Raw genomic sequence first — 17976 nt, 5'->3', positions numbered from 1 at the left:
CCGCGCGCCCGTCCCCGCCACGGGGTCACAGCCGGGCGCCGCCCGCCTCCCCGACGCGCTCCCGCACCTGTTCCGGCGTCAGATAGGCGTCGGTGTACTCGAAGTCCCTCAGCTTGGCCGGCTTGCGGGCCTGGAAGCCGGTCCGCACGAAATCGTCGCCCGCGAGCGCGTTGAGCGCCCAGTTGGTCGCGACCCGGGCCTTGGCCACGCCCGTGCGCAGCGCCGACCAGTGGTAGCCGCGGGCCACGGCCTGGGCCGGCAGGCCCTTCAGCTCGACGCCGAGGGGCTTGGAGACCGCGTCGGTGCCGCCGAGGTCGACGACGAGACCCAGATCCTTGTGGACGTAGGGCCGCATCGGCTGGTTGCGGAGGGTGGCGATGATGTTCTCGGCGACGTGCCGGCCCTGCCGCATCGCGTGCTGGGCGGTGGGCGGGCAGACGGCGCCCTCCTGGCCCTTGGCGAGGTCCGGCACCGCGGCCGAGTCGCCGAGCGCGAACACCCCGTCGTGGTCGGGCAGGCACATCTCGGCGGTGACCGCCAGCCGTCCCTTCACGGTCTCCGCGCCGAGCGTGGCGATGAGCGGGCTCGCCACCACCCCGGCGGTCCAGATCAGCGTGCGGGTGGGCACGACGCGGCCGTTGGTGAAGGTGACCTCCTCGGGCCCGGCCTTCTCGATCGAGACGCCCAGCGAGATCTCGATGCCGCGCCGGGTGAGCACCTCCTGCGCGTCGCGTCCGAGCTTCTCGCCCAGCTCCGGCATCAGCTTCGGCGCGATGTCGATCAGGTGCCACTTGATCAGGCCCGGGTCGAGCCGGTTGTAGCGCTTGACGGCCGCGTGCGTCAGCCGCTGCAGACAGGCCGCGGTCTCGGTGCCCGCGTAACCGCCGCCGACCACCACGAACTGCAGCCGCGAGGCGCGCTCCACGGGGTCCTGGCTGGCGTCGGCGAGGTCGAGCTGCGCGATGACGTGGTCGCGGATGTAGGCGGCCTCCGCCAGCGTCTTCATGCCGAACGCGTGGTCGGTCAGGCCCGGGATGTCGAAGGTCCGGGTGATGCTCCCGGGCGCCAGCACGATGTAGTCGTACGGCTCGTTGACGATCTGGTCGGTGATGGTGCGCACCACGCACACCTTCGCCTTGAGATCCACGCCGATGGCACCGCCCGGGATGATGCGGGTCCGGTACTTGCTGCTGCGGCGCAGGGACAGCGCGATCGACTGGGGGGTCAGCACCCCGGAGGCCACCTGGGGCAGCAGCGGCAGATAGAGCTGGTAGGAGAACGGTGTCACCAGGGTGATCTCGGCCTCGCCGGGCGAGAGCCTGCGCTCCAGACGACGGACGCACTCCACGCCGGCGAAACCTGCGCCGACCACCAGGATCCTGGGTCGTGTCACGGTGTTCATCCCTTTCTGCGGCTCCAGGCGGTCTGCCGCGAACGCCGTTCGCCTGCCCCTGGATCGCTGTTTCGCACCTCGTCGATCCCATCGCGCCCGCCCGGATTCGGCCAGCCGGGCGCGGCAGGCAGGCGACACATCCTGATCACCACCATGCCCCGCGCCGGCCCGGAGCGCACCGGTCGGGAGTGAACGGGCGGGAACTTTCCCGTGGGTGAGCGGTGCCCGGCCGAGCCGGGAACGAGGTCAGCGGGTGCCGCGGAGGTGGCAGAGCAGCAGGCAGACGTCGTCGTCCCGCTCCGAGTCGCTGAGCAACGGATTCAGGATGCCGTCCGCCGCACCCTCCAGGTCCGCCTCCAGCGCCGCCGGACCGAACGAACCGAGTGTCTCGGCCAGCCGTGCGATGCCCGGGTCTATGCCGAGGGCGCGCCGCTCCACCAGACCGTCCGTGTACAGGGCGAGCGTCGAACCCGGCGCCAAGGGCACCGTGTGGTCGGCGATCTCCTGCTTCAACGGGATGCCGAGCATCGCGCCCGGCTTGGCGTCCAGGGTCTGGACCCGCCCGTCCGGGGTACGCAGCACCGGCGGCGGGTGGCCGGCGGCGGCCCACGTCAGCGTGGGCTCGTCGGGGTGGAAGCGGGCGATGACGGCCGTGGCGAACAGGTCGGGCTGGAGGTGGTGCAGGAACGTGTGCAGCCGGGTCAGGAGACGGCCGGGGCTGCCGCCGTCCACGGCGTAGGCCCGCAGCGCCGTGCGCAACTGGCTCATCATCACGGCCGCGCGCAGTCCGTGCCCGGTCACGTCGCCGACCACGGCGATGACGCCGCCGTCGGGCTGACGGAACGCGTCGTACCAGTCGCCGCCGATGTTCAGCCCGTGGGTGGCCGGGAGATAGCGCGCCGCCATGGCGAGTCCCGGCGGGGCGGGCAGCTCCGTGAGCAGGGCCCGTTGCAGAGTCTCCGCGATGTCGCGGTTGTGCTGGTAGCGCTGGGCGTGGTCGATCGCGATGCTCGCCCGCCGGGTCAGCTCGATCAGCATCACCGCGTCGTCCGGGTCCCAGCGCTCCCCGGGCGGGGAGAGGGTCACCACGCCCAGCGGTGCCTGCCGCGTGGGCAGCGGGATGCAGAACAGGGGGCGCTCCGGGGCCAGCGCCGAGGGCGGCTGGTCGTCGACTCCGGGCAGGTCGCCCGGATGCGGGGCGGCGTACTGCGGCCGGCCGGTGCGGGCGGCGACCACGGCGGCGGCCGGGTGGGCGGGGCCCGGCCGGGCGCCGTCCTGGTCGAACAGCCAGACGTCGACGCTCCGGGCGTACTCGGGCACCAGCAGCTCCGGCAGCCGGCGCACGATCTCGTGGTGGTCCAGCGACGCGGTCAGCACGGCGCTCGCGTCCGCCAGGAAGGTCAGCCTGCGCCGGGCGTTCTCCGCCTCCGTGCGCGCCTTGCGTTCGGCGGCGAACGCCTCCCGCTGGGCCCTCCCGGCGGCGTCCAGCTCGGCGTGCAGGGCCACGACGCCCTGGTTCGTCTGCTGCAGCTCCTCGCGGTGGAAGTCGACCAGGTGCTCCTGCTCGGTGAGCCGGTCCAGGACCAGCACCGTGTCCTCGTCGGCCCCCAGCAGGGCCTCCGCCAGCGCCGCCGGGTCGTCCGGCGTGACGTCCGCGTCGGCCGTCGGCACCGCTTCCGGGCAGGGCACCGTGACCCGCCACGGCGGCTGACCGGCGGCCGCGGCGTCGCGCGACGGCGTCACCACCGCGTGCAGCACCCCTTGGCCGGCCTCCGCCTCAGCGGTGGCGGGGGAGGCCGTGCCCGCCTCCAGCGTGAGCCGCCAGGTACCGCCCTTGGTCAGGCACAGCCGCAGCTGCGCGCCGAGCGAGGCCAGCAGCCGGGCGCGCTCCAGGGGCGGCACGCCGTACGCCGCGGCCAGACGCGCGGTGGCGATGCGAGCCCGCGCCGCGTCGGTGATGTCGGTGATCTGCCAGGTACGGGTCATGGCCCGTCCGGCGAGGTCGAGGTCAGTACGGCCACGGCGGTGTCGTCCCGCACCGGCCGGGCCGGACTGCTGGCGTCCCGGACCGTCACGGCCGCCATGACCGCCGGATCGACCGCCGTACGGCAGGTGTCGTCCGTCGGCGTCCAGCGGCTCGGCAGTCCGTCGCTGTGCAGGACCAGCACCCGGTCGTCCGCCCACGTCGTCTCCTCCTCGCGCAGGGTGGTGGGCCGGTGGGTGCCGACGATGCCCGGCCGGGACACCAGGTGCCGCCAGGTGCCCTCCTCGCACAGCCGCGCCCCGACATTGCCGACGCCGGCGAACCGGAGCACCGCGGCACCGGTGTCCACCTGGGCCACCGCGACGGCCGCGCCGCGGGTACCGGACAACGCCGTGTCGAGCCGCCGCAGCGCCTCGGCGGGCGGCAGATGGGCCGCACCGCGCAGCGCCTCGACGGCCGCGGTGGAGGCGCGGGCCGCCTCCGGGCCGTGGCCCAGCCCGTCGGCGAGCATCAGCGTCACCCGGTCCCCGGACCGGGCCCACGCCCAGGCGTCGCCGGAGTATTCCGCGCCGCCGAACGGCACGTTCACACCTCCCGCCCGCACCCGGGCCGCCGGGCCGCGGTCGCGGGCCGTGACGCCGAGCGCGGGGCCGATCCGGGCGACCACCACCGTGCCCCGGCCGGGGACGCTGTGCAGGTCGAAATCGTCGGACAGGCGCGCGCAGGTGCCCAGGCCCGCGCCGAGGGAGTCCGTCGTGGTGAAACCGTCGCTCAGCGCGGCGGACACGTCGGCGATGCCGGGGCCGTGGTCGACCGTGGCGACCTGCACGAGCAGGTTCTCCTCGCGGCCGGCGGCGAGGACCGCGGGAGCGACCACGTCGATCAGCACCTGACCGCCCCCGGCGTGCTTGAGCAGATTGGTCGCCAGCTCGGTCGCCACCAGCGCCGCCGTGGCGGTGCGCTGCTCGTTCAGTCCGGCGGCGGCCGCCGCGTGCTCCGCGGCCACCCGGGCGTCGCGCACCCGGGTGGAGTCGTGCACCGGCACGTCCCACACGCGTGGCATCAGGACTCCTCACGCGGGCGAGGGGCGCGGCCCACCCAGGAGGTGACCCGTACGGTGGTGCCGGCACCCGGATCGCTCTCGATCGAGAAGTCGTGCACCAGACGGCGCGCCCCGCCCAGCCCCATGCCCAGCCCGCCGCCCGAGGTGAAACCGTCGCTGAGCGCCTGCTCCAGGTCCGCGATGCCCGGCCCCTCGTCGCTGAAGGTCAGCCGGAGCCCCTGGGTGCCGCTCTCGGTGACCGCCTCCGTCTCCATCGTCCCGCCACCGCCGTAGACCAGCGTGTTGCGGGCCAGTTCGCTGGCCGCCGTGACCAGTTTGGTCTGGTCCACCAGACCGAAGCCGAGCTGCGCGGCCGCCTGCCGCACGTGCTGACGTACCCACACCAGATCCATGTCCGAACGGATCGGCAGGCGGGCCTGGGCGCCCGCGGTGGTGGGCATCACAGACTCTCCCGGCGCAGCCCGCCGTAGCGGTGCGACGGGGCGTGCTCGGCGAGCAGCTCCATGGCCACCTCGGTACTGAGTGCCGTGTGCACCCCGGGCAGCGACAGGCCCAGCTCCACCAGGGTGATGGCCACCGCCGGCCGCATGCCGACGACCACGGTCCGCGCGGCCAGCAGCTCGGTCTGCCCGGCGATCTCGGCCAGCACCCGGCCGAGGAAGGAGTCGACGATCTCCACCCCGGAGATGTCGATGACCACGCCCCTGGCCCCGCTGCTGGAGATCGTCTCGGCGAGGTCCTGCTGGAGCTGCTGGGCGGTGCTGTCGTGCAGGTCCCCCTGAAGGGTGACCAACAGCACGTCGCCGAGCCGGAGCACCGGGACATGACCTGTCACGGGCCCTTGGTGAGGCCCCGGGAACCCTCCGTTCACCGCGTGACCGTGCCGTTCGTGCCAGGGTTCACGATCCCGACCCCGAGCTGGTGCAGCACGTATCCGAGCGCGTCGGCGAGGCTCGCCCGGGTCACCACGGTGCCCAGGTCCAGGCCGAGGTGGACCATCGTCTGGGCGATCGCGGGCCGGATGCCGGAGACGATGCACTCGGCGCCCATCAGCCGGGCCGCCGCGACCGTCTTCATCAGGTGCTGGGCCACCAGCGAGTCGACGGTCGGGACCCCGGTGATGTCCAGGATCGCGTACCGCGCCTGCTGCTCCACGATGGACTCCAGCAGGGTCTCCATCACGACCTGGCTGCGGGCACTGTCCAGCGTGCCGATCAGCGGAACGGCCACGATGCCGTCCCAGAGCTTGATCACCGGAGTGGCCACCTCCAGCAACTGCAGCCGCTGGCGGTCGATGAGCGCCTGCCCCTCGCTGAGCGCCGTCTGCATGACCACGACCCGCAGCGTGCCCATCAGCACACTCAGCGTGGTGACACACGCCCGGGAGTGCTCGGCGGAGGCGTCCGGCAGGTCGGCCAGCAGCAGATTCTCCACCGGCGGGCGCAGAGCGGCCAGTTCACCCGACACCTGGGCGGTGCTCAGGCCCGCCCGGGAACGGGCCGCGCCCATCCGCGCCAACTGCTCGCGCACCGTGGTGAACCCGGCGGCGTCCGGGTCCTCGACCCGCGCCGCGTCGGCGACTTGCGCCAGGGCGTCGACCACGGCCTTGCCCGCCTCCACCGCCTCGTCGCGAGAGACGGTGAACACCGCCCGGAACAAGGGCTCGTCCGCCCAGCGCTGGGCGATCTGCTCACGGCGGCGCCGCAGAAAGTCCCTGACCTCGTGCGTCGGCGATCCCGCCGTTCCCTCCGCCTGATCCGGCACCTGTTCCACTCCTCATCCGCGTTGCGCCGCACAGCGCCCAGGAGGCAATGTGGCGGCGACGTGTCTCTGCCGGGCGTCAACTGTAACCACCCGCCGACCTCGTACGACACCTGCTCCCGCGCGAACGGTCCGGATGAGCGTCGAGCAGGACGGGAACTCAGGCCTCGGGTATCCGCGGCCCCTCCGGTTGCGCGTCGACGCGGGCGAGCGCCTCGTCGACGCTCTCGGAGACCGGCACCGTGATGCTCACGCCCGTGAGGTCCAGCACCCGCCGCACCGCCGCGGTGGGGGAGATGATGTGCACGCTGCCCGGCAGCTCGCGGGCCTCCTGGTAGACGCGGAGAATGATGTTCATGCCGGAGGAGTCCATGAACGGGACCTCCGACAGATCCAGCAGGAAGTGCCGCCGCCCGTGGTGCAGTTGGTTGGCCAGATGATGCTGGAACTCGGTCGCGGTGTCGACGTCCAGGTATCCCGTCACCTTGAGCAGCGCGACATCCTCCCGTTCCAGCGTCACCTCGACGGACAGCGGGTTCTGGGCTATGGGCACGTGTACCTCCAACAAAGCGGCCGGGCGGTGGTCCGTGATGTCCCACCGCGCCCGCGATTACCCGCGAATCCGTCGGTCACACCCCACCGCCCGTACCGGACGGGCGTGCCCTGCGTCACCCGACCCGGATGCCCACGAGACAGGTGTCGTCGTCCGTGTCCGACCTGCTGTAGGTGAGCAGCCGGTCCAGGTGCTGGTCGAGCGAGTCCGGCGCCGGACGGACCGTGCTCAGCAACTGTGCCAGCGACTCCTCCACCGAGCGGTCCCGGCGTTCGATCAGACCGTCCGTGTACATCAGCAGCGTGTCCTCGGCCGCCAGCTGCACCTCGTCCTCCTCGTACGACGCCTCGGCCACCGCGCCCAGCAGCATGCCCTTGACCAGCGGCAGCGGACCCGCCTGCGCACCGCGGACCAGCACCGGCGGCAGATGGCCCGCCCTGGCCCAGCGCAGCGTGCGCCGGGCCGGGTCGTACAGCCCGCACACCGCCGTGGCGGTGACCCCGCCGGTCAGGTGGTGCGCCACGATGTTGAGCCAGGACAGCAGCTGACCCGGACCGGCACCGGTCACCGCCAGGCCGCGCAGCGCGTTGCGCAGCACCACCATGCTCGTCGCCGCCTCTATGCCGTGCCCGGAGACGTCGCCCACGCACAGCAGCACCAGCCCGTTCGGCAGCCGTACGGCGTCGTACCAGTCGCCGCCGACCAGCTGCTCCGTCTCCGCGGGCCGGTAGCGGACGGCCACCTGGAGGTCCGGCACCCTGAGCGGGGTCTGGGCCGGCGGCATGATCGCGTGCTGCAGCTGCAAGGTCAGCCGGGCGCGCTCGATGGCCTGCTGCTCGGTGTGCGCCAGCTGGTCGCGGGTGGCGGCGAGCGCCACCTCGGTCCAGTGCTGGGCCGAGATGTCCTGGTAGGCCCCGCGTACGACGAGCAGCCGGTCGTCGGTGTCCAGGACGGGTTCGGCGACCAGCCGAACGTGCCGGGTCACGCCGTCGGGCCGCTGCAGCCGGAACGCCGCCGACGCCGGCCGCCGGTGGTGCAGCAGCGTGCGCAGGAACCGGCCGATGGTGACCGCGTCGTCCGGGTGGGCGTGCGAGGTCAGCTCCTCGAGCGGCACCGGCGTGCTCGTCTGCGGACGCCCGTACAGGTCGAACAGTTGTCCGTTCCAGGTGATCTCGCCGGTGAGCAGGTTCTCCTCGAAGCCGCCGATGCGGCCGAGGCGCTGGGCGTGCTGGAGGAGGCTGGCCAGCCGGGCCGTCTCGTCCTCGATGCGCCAGATGAGCAGGACGGCGTTGCCGTGCCGGCTGATGCTTATGTCCGCGACCGCCGAGAGCGGCACCTGGTCCACCAGCGCGGTGAGGTTGATACGCCGGGCCCGGAAGGGCTCGCCGGTGGCGTACACCCGCTCCACGTTCTGGAACAGCTCGCTGTCCCCGGCGGCCATCGGGTACGCCTCGAGCAGCAGGGCGCCGCCCACGACGGCACGCGGCCGTCCGGCGGGGTCCAGGAAGCTCTTGTTCACGTGCTGGATGCGGAAGTCCGCCAGGTGCCCGGCGGCGTCCAGGTGCGGCACCAGGACCAGCGCGGGATCGTACAGCCCGTCGGCCAGGTCCATCAGCTCCACCGCGTCCGGCATGATCCGCGGCTCCTGCCCGGCGCCGTGCGGCGGCACGTACGACTCCAGCGTGTGGGCGCACAGCTCCGCCAGGGCCTCCACCTGGCGCACCACCTGCGGCGGCTGCGGGGCCAGCGGCACCGGCCAGACGATCTCCAGCACGCCGTGGATACGACCCCCGGTGCCGGCGGGCACGGCGACCCTGCCGCCGTCCGGGTACTGGTGCCGGCCCACGCTGGGCAGCCCCGTCTCGCCCAGGGAGGCGAACCACTGGCCCGCGCGCTCGGCCAGCCCGCACCGGGCCACCGTCGTCACGTCCGGCGGCACGTAGTGCCAGCGGGTGGCCTCGGCCGCGGAGAACCCCGCGCTGCCGGCCAGCGTCAGCGACCCGTCGTACCCGGCCGCCCAGATGGCCACGGCGGCCGCGCCCAGCGGACGCAGCGCCTGCTCCAGCAGGGCGTCGGCGACGGCCTGGGTGTCGTCGGCCGCCAGCGCGCCGCTCTCGGCCGCCCGCAGGCGCACGGCGGCCGACCCGGCCCCCGCCTCCCCGGCGTCCGCGCCGTCGCCGGCGTCCGAGCTCCGCACGGCGGTGGTGGCCGCGAGGAACGCGTCCGTCACCTCCGACACCCGGTCCCGGGCGGCCTGGTTGATCACGTCGACCGCGAACTCCAGGGGCGTCACCCGCGACTGCTCGGCCAGTTCGGCCAGCTGCCGGGCGGCCTGCGCCGGGCCGCACCCCAGCCGGGCGACCAGGATGCCCTTGGCCAGTTCGACCAGGGCCCGGCCCTCGGCCTCCGCCTGCGCGGCCCGCACCTCGCGGCTGAGCCGGTCCACCGTGGCCGCCAGCCGGCCCACGGGCGACAGCGGGGTCATGCCGCGCAGATCGGCCGCGGGCCCGTCCACCGCGCAGGACTGCGGCGGCCCGGACGGCCGGGGCGGCGCGGCGGGCGCCTCCCCGGTCGCGCCGTCGGCCGGTTCACGAGACTGTTCGGACGTGCTCACGTGTGTGACGCTCCTCGGCTGGAGACCGCCACGGGGCGCGACGGGGAGCGCCGCGCACCGCCCGGCCCACCGGAACAGGGGACGGGGACCGGCGCGCTCATGCGGGCAGCCACCGTCGGACACAGGCGATGAGGTCCTGGGTGTCGACCGGCTTGGTGACGTAGTCGCTGGCACCCGAGGCGAGGCTCTTCTCCCGGTCGCCGGGCATGGCCTTCGCCGTGACCGCGATGATCGGCAGCTCGGCGTACCGGGGCATCCGGCGGATCTCCTCCGTCGCCGCGTAGCCGTCCATCTCCGGCATCATCACGTCCATCAGGACCAGCGCGACCTCCGGGTGGTCCAGCAGGGCCTCGATGCCCCGGCGCCCGTTCTCCGCGTGCAGGACCCGGAAGCCGTGGAGTTCCAGGATGCCGCTGAGCGCGAAGAGGTTGCGCGCGTCGTCGTCGACGACGAGGACGGTGCGCCCGGCCGGCGCGTCGTCCACCGTGTGCGGGACGAGACGCTGCGGCTCCTCGGACCGGACCAGCGAGAGCACGTCCCCGGGCTCCTCCGCGGCCAGGTGCAGGGCGATGCGCTCGCGCAGCTCGTCGAGGCTGGACAGGAACTCCAGCGCCCCGCCCCCCGCGCCGGAGCGCAGCTCCTCCTCCAGGGCGGCGTCCGCCCGGTGACCGCTGTGCACGAGCACCGGCACGCTCGCCAGCGCCGAGTCGCCCCGCAGCGCCCGCAGGAAGCGGGACGCCTCGCCGTCCGGCATGCCCAGCTCCAGGACGACGCAGTGGCACGGCTCGGCCGCCAGCGCACCGGCGGCCTCCTGGGCGCCCACGGCCGTGATGACGTCGAGCGGGGGCCGGTCGCCCGCGTCGTCCCGCCCGTGCGTCAGGTCCGCGATCACGCTCTCCGCGACCAGGGTGAGCAGGCCCCGCGGGCGCTCCTCCACGACGAGCAGCCGCCGGGGACGCTGCCGGTGGCCGCCGGTGAGCTCGGGCGCCGGAGCCGGGCGGGTGAGCACGTCGGCCGTCGACTCGGCGGCGGCCCGCTCCGGGCCGCGGGCCGCCAGAGCCTCGAAGTCGGGCCGGGCCACGGGCAGGAACAGCGTGAAGGTGCTGCCCCGGTCGGGCGTGCTGTCCACGGTGACGGCGCCGCCCAGCAGCTGGGCGATCTCCCGGGTGATGGACAGGCCGAGCCCGGTGCCGCCGTACTTGCGGCTCGTGGTGCCGTCCGCCTGCTGGAAGGCGCCGAAGATCGACTCCAGGTTCTGCTCGGGAATCCCGATGCCCGTGTCCTTCACCCGGAAGGCCACCACCGCGCCGCCCCGGACCACACCGGCGGGCACCTCGCCGTCCGGCGCCGGCTCGACGGCCAGCTCCACGCCGCCCCGCTCGGTGAACTTCACCGCGTTGGACAGCAGATTGCGCAGCACCTGGCGCAGCCGCGAGTCGTCGGTCAGCAGGTCCGCCGGTGCCCCGGCGGCCGTCGTCACCGTGAACTCCAGGCCCTTCTGCGTCGTCATCGGCCGGAAGGTGGCCTCGACGTACTCGATGAGCTGCCGCAGCGTCACGCGCTCGGGGGAGACGTCCATCTTCCCGGCCTCGACCTTCGACAGGTCCAGGATGTCGTTGATCAGCTGGAGCAGGTCCGAGCCCGCGGAGTGGATGATGCCCGCGTACTCGACCTGCTTCGGCGTGAGGTTGCGCGACGGGTTCTGCGCCAGCAACTGGGCCAGGATCAGCAGGCTGTTGAGCGGGGTGCGCAGTTCGTGGCTCATGTTGGCCAGGAACTCCGACTTGTACTTCGAGGCCAGGGACAGCTGCTGGGCGCGGGCCTCCAGCTCCTGCCGCGCCTGCTCGATCTGCAGGTTCTTCGCCTCGATGTCCCGGTTCTGCGTCGCGAGCAGGGACGCCTTCTCCTCCAGCTCGGCGTTGGAGCGCTGCAGCTCCTCCTGCTGCACCTGGAGCTCCGCCGAGCGGGCCTGGAGCTCGGCGGTCAGCCGCTGCGACTCGGCGAGCAGCTCGTCGGTGCGGGCGTTGGCCACGATCGTGTTGACGTTCACGCCGATGGACTCCATCAGCAGTTCCAGGAAGTCCCGGTTGATCTGGGTGAACGGCGCGACGGAGGCCAGCTCGATGACGCCGAGGACCTGTCCCTCGACCACGATGGGCACCAGCACCAGGGCGGTCGGCACCGCCTCGCCGAGCCCGGAGGAGATGGTCACGTAGCCCGGCGGCAGCTCGTCCACCACGATGGTGCGCCGGCTGCGCGCGGCCTGGCCGACCAGGGTGCGCCCGAAGGCGATGCGGGTGGGTCTGGTCGCGTCCTCGGGGTAGCCGTAGGAGCCGACGAGCCGCAGCTCGGGCCCGGCCTCGCCGTCCTCCGCCAGGTAGAAGGCGCCGTACTGGGCCGACACCAGCGGCACCAGCTCGTCCATGATCAGCTCGGCGACCACGGGCAGGTCCCGGTGCCCCTGCATCAGACCGGAGATGCGGGCCAGGTTGGTCTTGAGCCAGTCCTGCTCCTGGTTGGCCCGCGTGGTCTCGCGCAGGGACTCCACCATGGAGTTGATGTTGTCCTTGAGCTCGGCGACCTCGCCGGACGCCTCCACGTTGACCGAGCGGGTCAGATCCCCCTCGGCGACGGCGGAGGTCACCTCGGCGATCGCGCGGACCTGGCGGGTGAGGTTGCCGGCCAGCTCGTTGACGTTCTCCGTGAGGCGCTTCCAGGTGCCGGAGACGCCCTCGACCTCGGCCTGGCCGCCGAGGCGGCCCTCGGTGCCGACCTCGCGGGCGACGCGGGTGACCTCGTCGGCGAAGGCGGAGAGCTGGTCGACCATCGTGTTGATGGTCGTCTTGAGCTCCAGGATCTCGCCGCGCGCGTCGACGTCGATCTTCTTCGACAGGTCGCCCCGGGCCACCGCGGTCGTCACCAGCGCGATGTTGCGCACCTGGCCGGTGAGGTTGTTGGCCATGGAGTTGACGTTGTCGGTGAGGTCCTTCCAGGTTCCGGCGACGTTCGGCACGTGCGCCTGGCCGCCGAGCCGTCCCTCGGTGCCGACCTCGCGGGCGACGCGGGTGACCTCGTCGGCGAACGCGGAGAGCGTGTCGACCATCGTGTTGATGACGTCGGCCAGCGCCGCGACCTCGCCCTTGGCCTCCACGGTGATCCGCTGGGAGAGGTCGCCGCGCGCCACGGCGGTCGCGACCTGGGCGATGGAGCGCACCTGGCCCGTCAGGTTCGACGCCATCACGTTGACGTTGTCGGTGAGGTCCTTCCAGGTGCCCGACACCCCCCGCACCTGGGCCTGCCCGCCCAGGTTCCCGGCGGTGCCGACCTCGCGGGCGACGCGGGTGACCTCGTCGGCGAAGGCGGAGAGCTGGTCGACCATCGTGTTGATGGTGTTCTTCAGCTCCAGGATCTCGCCGCGGGCGTCCACGGTGATCTTCTGGGAGAGGTCGCCCTTGGCCACCGCGGTCGCCACCTGGGCGACGTTGCGGACCTGGTTGGTGAGGTTGCCCGCCATGAAGTTCACCGAGTCGGTGAGGTCGCGCCACGTGCCCTTGACGCCCTGCACGTCGGCCTGGCCGCCGAGCCGTCCGTCGGTGCCGACCTCGCGGGCGACGCGGGTGACCTCGTCGGCGAAGGCGGAGAGCTGGTCGACCATCGTGTTGATGGTGTTCTTCAGCTCCAGGATCTCGCCGCGGGCGTCCACGTCGATCTTCTGCGACAGGTCGCCCTTGGCCACCGCCGTGGCCACCTGCGCGATGTCACGGACCTGGGTGGTCAGATTCCCCGCCATGGCGTTGACCGAGTCCGTCAGGTCGGCCCAGGTGCCCGACACTCCCGGCACCCGCGCCTGACCGCCGAGGGTGCCCTCGGTGCCGACCTCGCGGGCCACCCGGGTGACCTCGGAGGTGAACACGGACAACTGGTCCACCATGCCGTTGAAGACCTTGGCGATGTCGCCCATCAGGCCGTCCGCCTCGTCCGGCAGACGGGTGCCGAAGTCGCCGTCCCGTACGGCCGTCAGACCCGCCAGTAGACGGCGCAGCTCCTGATCGCCCGGACCCGCATCGACGGTTCCGGTGCTGTCGCTGGTCATGCGCACCCTCGTTCCGCTCCCCAGGAGCCCTCGGTGCGAGGGCTCGACAAACCCCCTCCGGACCGCTTGCGCGGTCCGGTGTCTCGTTCGTGCATTTGCGCAGTTCATGGATCTGCTCAAGGAGAAAAATACGCCAGCGGCCGACCCAGGTCGCGGGCGCGGGCAAAAGCGGGGCGTCACCCGATGGAGCGGCCCGGTCGAACGGGGGTCGAATGCGGCGGGCCGGGCCGGGTATCCGCTGCTGTGGAGCCGGTCCGGCCCGTGGCGTCCGCCCGGCCCCACAGTCGTCATCGACGCGGGAGGGAAGGGACGGCGTGCCGATGGAGAGCATCTGGTCGTACGCGGTGGACAGCGGTCACGTGGAGGGGCGGGACCTCACCGGCTGCACCGTCGTCGCCACCGACGGCACCATCGGGCACGTGGACCGGCAGGCCGAGCACTTCGGCATGCGGCACCTGGTCGTGGACACCGGAGTGTGGGTGTTCGGACGCAGCGTGCTCGTGCCGGTCGGGATGGTCACGGGCATCGACCCCGGGGCCCGTACCGTCACGGTCGGCTGCACCCGGGCGGAGGTCAAGGCCGCGCCCCGGTTCCGCACCGACAGCGAGACGATGGACCGGGAGTACCTGGCGTCCGTCGGCGACTACTATCATCGGCTGCCGCCGCGGGAGACCTCCGCGGACTGACCCGGTGCCGAACGACAGCACGGCGAACACCAGGGACACCACTGACATGGAACCAACCGACGGGATCACCACGGCCTCGTCCGGCGTCACGGCGCCCGGCGGGCCGGCACCGGGAGCCGTGACCAGCGCGGCGACGGCGCGTGCGTACGCGGAGTCGGTGGCGCGTGCGCGCTGGGGGGCGGGCCGCGGGGTGCGCGAGGAGGACGTCGTCGACCTGCTGCTCGTCGTCTCGGAGCTGGTGACCAACGCCATCCGGCACGGCGACGGACTGGCCGGCTTCGAGGTCCGGCCCGTGGGCGAGGGGATGTGGATCGCCGTTCACGACAACAGCGCGGTGGTGCCGCGCGCCGCGTACGCCTTCCCCACCCGCCACCGCGGAAGCGGCTACGGCTGGCCGCTCGTCGCCCGCCTGGCCCGGGACATCGTGGTGGACCGCCGGCCGGAGGGCGGCAAGACGATCAGCGTGCTGGTGCCGCTGCGCGACGCGGACACCCCCTGACCCGGCGGGCGGTCACCAGGGCAGGAACACGTGGATGTCCTTGCCCCGCTCGCCGGTGACGACGCTCACCTGGTCGGAGAGGGTGTGGATCAGGTGCCAGCCGATGCCGCCGCCGCCGCTGCTCGGATGGAAGGGGCGCGGCGCGGGCTCCGTCGTACTGGTGTCGTGCATGACCACGTGGACGCCGTCGAAGGTACGGCGCAGCCGCAACTGGAACGGTCCGGGGGCGTACTGCACCGCGTTCGCCGCCAGCTCCGTGACGACGAGCAGGATGTCGTCCCAGTGCTCGGGCTGTGCGGGCGGTGCCGCACGGGCCAGGTCGTAGAGGAACTCCTCCGCGACCAGGCGCGCACCGGTCACGTTGTGCAGCTCCCCGGTGAAGCTGGCGGTGCGGTTCGTGATCTCCTCGGAAGCCAGTGTCCTGTCCCAACGCGACTCGGCTGCCATTTCGCCTTCCCGGCCCGGCATCGGCCGGGCGTCGTCCCTTCTTCGCATTCCCTTCGTCTGTAGTTCCCGTGCCGATCGAGGCTACGCGCCTCGATCGGGAGGGTTCGGGCGCGGTGGCCACGGGTGACACCCCCGTCACCCGCCGCGAATTGCCCGGCATACAGAGCGGGTTGCGAGGGAACCCGGCAAGCGGAACACACCGGGGCGCCCGCGAGGGAGCGCCCGTTTCCGACACCCCACTCGGGAGATCACTGATGACCAGTTACGGCAGTTCCCCTGCCGCGTCGTCCAGGTCACGCATGAACGGTCTGGCCATCGCGAGTCTTTGCTGCGGAATCATCGGCCTGTTCTTCCTCAGCGTCGTCCTCGGCCCGGTCGCGATCGTACTGGGCGCCGTCGGCCTCCGGCAGGCCCCGGCCAAGGGCGGCGCGGGCATGGCCAAGGCCGGCATCGTGCTCGGCGCCCTGGCCCTCGTCGTCTTCGTCGTCCTGCTGGCGGTGAGCGCGGCGAACGGCGGCTTCGCCTGGTACGTGGGCGGCTGACCCGGCCGGAGCACACCCGACCACGCGTGCGCGGGCGCGCCGGTATCCCACCGGCGCGCCCGCGCACGTCCGCGTGCCGCTCGGGTCAGCGGAAGAACACGTTGTCCGAGTCCTCCCACCCGGCCGGCTCCTGGGGCACCGTCCTCGGGCGGCGGTGCGACCGGGCCTCGTACATCGCGTCGATCTCGAAGGCGTAGGTCCGTACGATCTCGTCGCGCCGCAGCTTCATCGACGGGGTCAGCAGCCCGTTGGACACGTCGAACGGTTCGGGCAGGACGCGGAAGACCCGGATGGACTCCGAGCGCGACACGGCGCTGTTGGCCGCCGCCACCGCCCGCGCCACCTCCTCGCGCAGCGCGTTCTCCTCCCGGGCCTCACGGGCCGGGGCGTCGCCCTGCAGCGCCAGACCCGCCCGCCAGTGGGTCAGGAAGTCCGGGTCGAGCGTGATCAGGGCACCGACGCAGGGCCGGTTGTCGCCCACCACCACCGCCTGGTGGACGAGCGGATGCATGCGCAGCCGCTGCTCCAGGGCCGCCGGAGCCACGCTCTTGCCGCCGCTGGTGATGATGACGTCCTTCTTGCGCCCCGTGATCGCCAGGTAGTTCTCGTCGTCCAGGTGACCGAGGTCCCCGGTGGCCAGCCAGCCGCCCCGCAGCACGTCGCGGGTGGCCTCCTCGTCGCCGAGGTACCCCTGGAACAGGGACGGGCCGCGCACCAGGATCTCCCCGTCGTCGGCCACCCGGATCTCCATGCCGGGCAGGGGCTGACCGACCGTGCCGGACTTCTCCCGTCCGAAGGGCTGCATGGTCAGCCCGCCGCTGGTCTCGGTCAGCCCGTAGCCGTCGTGGACGTACACGCCGATGCCCTCGTAGAAGAGGGACAGCTCCCGGCTGAGCGGCGAACCGCCGGACGTCGCGCGGCGCACCCGGCCGCCCAGCGCGGCCCGCAGCCTGCGGTAGACCGTGCGCTCGTACAGGGAGTGCTGGAGCCGGAGGTCGAACCCGGGCCCGGGACCCCGGCCCAGCCGCCGGCGCTCCAGCGCGGCGGCGAAGTCCCGCGCCGTGTCGGCGGCCCGCTCGAACAGTGCTCCGCGGCCCGCCTTCTGGGCGGTGCGCAGGAAATTCTTGTAGAGCTTCTCCAGGACGGACGGCACCGCGTAGAAGTACGTCGGGCGGAAGGAGCGCAGGGCCGAGGCGAGCGCCTCCTCGTTCATCGCGGGCTCGTGAGCCATGAGCAGTCCGCCCCGGACGCACAGATTCTGGATCATCAGCCCGTACACGTGCGAGAAGGGCAGGAAGGCGAGGACCGCGCCCTGCTCCCCGGGCGGCGCCACCGTGTGGCCCCACCCCTCGATCAGCGTGTCGCACGGACTCGCCAGCCCGCGGTGGCTCAGCGCGCAGCCGAGGGCCCGGCCCGAGGTGCCCGAGGTGTAGGCGACGACCGCCGTGGCGTCCGGCAGCACGATGCGGCGCATGGAGTCGACCGTCGCGTACGGGATGAACTCGCCGCGCGCCACCAGCGTGTCCAGCGCGCCCGCGTCCAGCTGCCAGACGTGGCGCAGGGACGGCAGCGACGCGCACACCGAGCCGACCGTCATCACGCTCTGCTCGTCCTCGACCACCACGGCCACGCAGCCCGCGTCCCGCAGGATCCACTCGACCTGGTCGCGCGAGGAGGTCGGGTAGATCGGCACCACCTCGGCGCCCACCGTCCACAGCGCGTAGCTGAAGACCGTCCACTCGTACCGGGTCCGCGCCAGGATCGCCACCCGGTCGCCCGGCGAGATCCCGCACGCGATCAGGCCCCTGGCGACGTCGACCACCTCGTCGCGGAACTCCACGGCCGTCACTTCCCGCCAGACGGGGGAGTCGGGCGTGGGACGGCGGGCCAGCATCGGCAGGGTCGGCGTCTGCTGTGGCGGCCCCGACCGGGGAGCGAGAGCGGGGTCGCGCATGCACTGGCTCCTGACATGTACGGACGGTGACACCGCCGACGAGCACCGTTAACGGCGGTGCTGAATCTAGCCGAGGCGGTGGTCACGGGGGGCCGGGACGGCAGAAGTGTTCCCGCCCGGTGATCTCGGCGGATCGGGGGACCCGTAAGACATGACTCACACGAATCCGGACCCGGAACCCGAACGCAGCACCGGACTGGAGCCGGGAGGCGGCGTGCCGCCCGGCGAGACCCCGCCGGGGGAGAGCAGCATGTCCGAGGCCGGCCCGTGGGAGGGGAACAACCCTCCCAAGGGCTGGGCCGTGGCACCCCTGACGGTGATCCTCGTCCTCGTCGCGCTCGTCGCGGCCGGCTTCCTGGGGTACGCCCTGGTGCTGATGCTCTGAAC

Annotated in this window: 15 protein-coding genes; 4 read left to right on the top strand and 11 right to left on the bottom strand. The window is 72.9% G+C overall.

The window, feature by feature from the left end:
• Positions 1-25: 25 nt before the first annotated feature.
• From ACLIN4_RS03035 to ACLIN4_RS02995, 9 genes are all read right to left on the bottom strand, one after another.
• The gene (locus tag ACLIN4_RS03035; RefSeq protein ID WP_219183376.1) at positions 26-1402 is read right to left on the bottom strand and encodes an NAD(P)/FAD-dependent oxidoreductase; all 1377 of its coding nucleotides are present in this window, start codon (positions 1400-1402) and stop codon (positions 26-28) included.
• Positions 1403-1639: 237 nt separating this feature from the next.
• A complete protein-coding gene (locus tag ACLIN4_RS03030; RefSeq protein ID WP_289908514.1) occupies positions 1640-3379 on the bottom strand; it encodes a PP2C family protein-serine/threonine phosphatase in 1740 nt (579 codons plus the stop codon).
• On the bottom strand, positions 3376-4440 hold the full coding sequence (locus ACLIN4_RS03025) for an ATP-binding SpoIIE family protein phosphatase (RefSeq protein WP_107480065.1): 1065 nt from the start codon (positions 4438-4440) through the stop codon (positions 3376-3378). Before ACLIN4_RS03025 ends, ACLIN4_RS03030 begins: the two co-directional genes overlap by 4 nt.
• On the bottom strand, positions 4440-4880 hold the full coding sequence (locus ACLIN4_RS03020) for an anti-sigma regulatory factor (RefSeq protein ID WP_100048076.1): 441 nt from the start codon (positions 4878-4880) through the stop codon (positions 4440-4442). Before ACLIN4_RS03020 ends, ACLIN4_RS03025 begins: the two co-directional genes overlap by 1 nt.
• Positions 4880-5311: an STAS domain-containing protein gene (locus tag ACLIN4_RS03015; RefSeq protein ID WP_107480064.1), complete on the bottom strand. Its 432-nt coding sequence runs from the start codon at positions 5309-5311 to the stop codon at positions 4880-4882. The genes ACLIN4_RS03020 and ACLIN4_RS03015 overlap by 1 nt, the downstream gene beginning before the upstream one ends.
• Positions 5308-6204, bottom strand: a complete 897-nt coding sequence (locus tag ACLIN4_RS03010; RefSeq protein WP_100048089.1) for an STAS domain-containing protein — start codon at positions 6202-6204, stop codon at positions 5308-5310. Before ACLIN4_RS03010 ends, ACLIN4_RS03015 begins: the two co-directional genes overlap by 4 nt.
• A gap of 157 nt (positions 6205-6361) precedes the next feature.
• Positions 6362-6754 carry an STAS domain-containing protein gene (locus ACLIN4_RS03005; protein WP_100048074.1) on the bottom strand — a complete coding sequence of 131 codons (393 nt, stop codon included), beginning with the start codon at positions 6752-6754 and terminating at the stop codon, positions 6362-6364.
• A gap of 115 nt (positions 6755-6869) precedes the next feature.
• Positions 6870-9239 carry a SpoIIE family protein phosphatase gene (locus ACLIN4_RS03000; RefSeq protein ID WP_289908535.1) on the bottom strand — a complete coding sequence of 790 codons (2370 nt, stop codon included), beginning with the start codon at positions 9237-9239 and terminating at the stop codon, positions 6870-6872.
• A 226-nt stretch (positions 9240-9465) separates the two neighbouring features.
• Positions 9466-13461: a HAMP domain-containing protein gene (locus ACLIN4_RS02995; protein ID WP_411575467.1), complete on the bottom strand. Its 3996-nt coding sequence runs from the start codon at positions 13459-13461 to the stop codon at positions 9466-9468.
• Between the two features lie 320 nt (positions 13462-13781).
• On the opposite strand from ACLIN4_RS02995, the gene ACLIN4_RS02990 reads away from it, so the two are divergent.
• Both ACLIN4_RS02990 and ACLIN4_RS02985 read left to right on the top strand, forming a co-directional pair.
• Positions 13782-14147 (top strand): PRC-barrel domain-containing protein, encoded by a 366-nt coding sequence (locus ACLIN4_RS02990; protein WP_107480498.1) that lies wholly within the window; start codon positions 13782-13784, stop codon positions 14145-14147.
• Between the two features lie 46 nt (positions 14148-14193).
• Positions 14194-14646, top strand: coding sequence for an ATP-binding protein (locus ACLIN4_RS02985; protein WP_257101965.1), 453 nt, complete (start codon positions 14194-14196; stop codon positions 14644-14646).
• 12 nt (positions 14647-14658) lie between these two features.
• Here the strand turns inward: ACLIN4_RS02985 and ACLIN4_RS02980 are convergent, their stop codons facing one another.
• Positions 14659-15093, bottom strand: coding sequence for an ATP-binding protein (locus ACLIN4_RS02980; protein ID WP_073732126.1), 435 nt, complete (start codon positions 15091-15093; stop codon positions 14659-14661).
• A 254-nt stretch (positions 15094-15347) separates the two neighbouring features.
• Here ACLIN4_RS02980 and ACLIN4_RS02975 point away from each other — a divergent pair, with 254 nt between their 5' ends.
• Complete coding sequence (locus tag ACLIN4_RS02975) at positions 15348-15635, top strand: DUF4190 domain-containing protein (RefSeq protein WP_411575466.1); 288 nt, start codon at positions 15348-15350, stop codon at positions 15633-15635.
• An 85-nt stretch (positions 15636-15720) separates the two neighbouring features.
• Here the strand turns inward: ACLIN4_RS02975 and ACLIN4_RS02970 are convergent, their stop codons facing one another.
• The gene (locus ACLIN4_RS02970; RefSeq protein ID WP_411575465.1) at positions 15721-17589 is read right to left on the bottom strand and encodes an AMP-dependent synthetase/ligase; all 1869 of its coding nucleotides are present in this window, start codon (positions 17587-17589) and stop codon (positions 15721-15723) included.
• Between the two features lie 151 nt (positions 17590-17740).
• On the opposite strand from ACLIN4_RS02970, the gene ACLIN4_RS02965 reads away from it, so the two are divergent.
• Positions 17741-17974 carry a DUF6480 family protein gene (locus ACLIN4_RS02965; RefSeq protein ID WP_100049453.1) on the top strand — a complete coding sequence of 78 codons (234 nt, stop codon included), beginning with the start codon at positions 17741-17743 and terminating at the stop codon, positions 17972-17974.
• The last annotated feature ends 2 nt before the right edge of the window (positions 17975-17976 follow it).

The organism is Streptomyces mutabilis (assembly GCF_046628145.1).
Classification (GTDB): domain Bacteria; phylum Actinomycetota; class Actinomycetes; order Streptomycetales; family Streptomycetaceae; genus Streptomyces; species Streptomyces mutabilis.
Note: the sequence above shows the minus strand (reverse complement) of the source record. Positions and strands in the feature narration are given on the sequence as shown.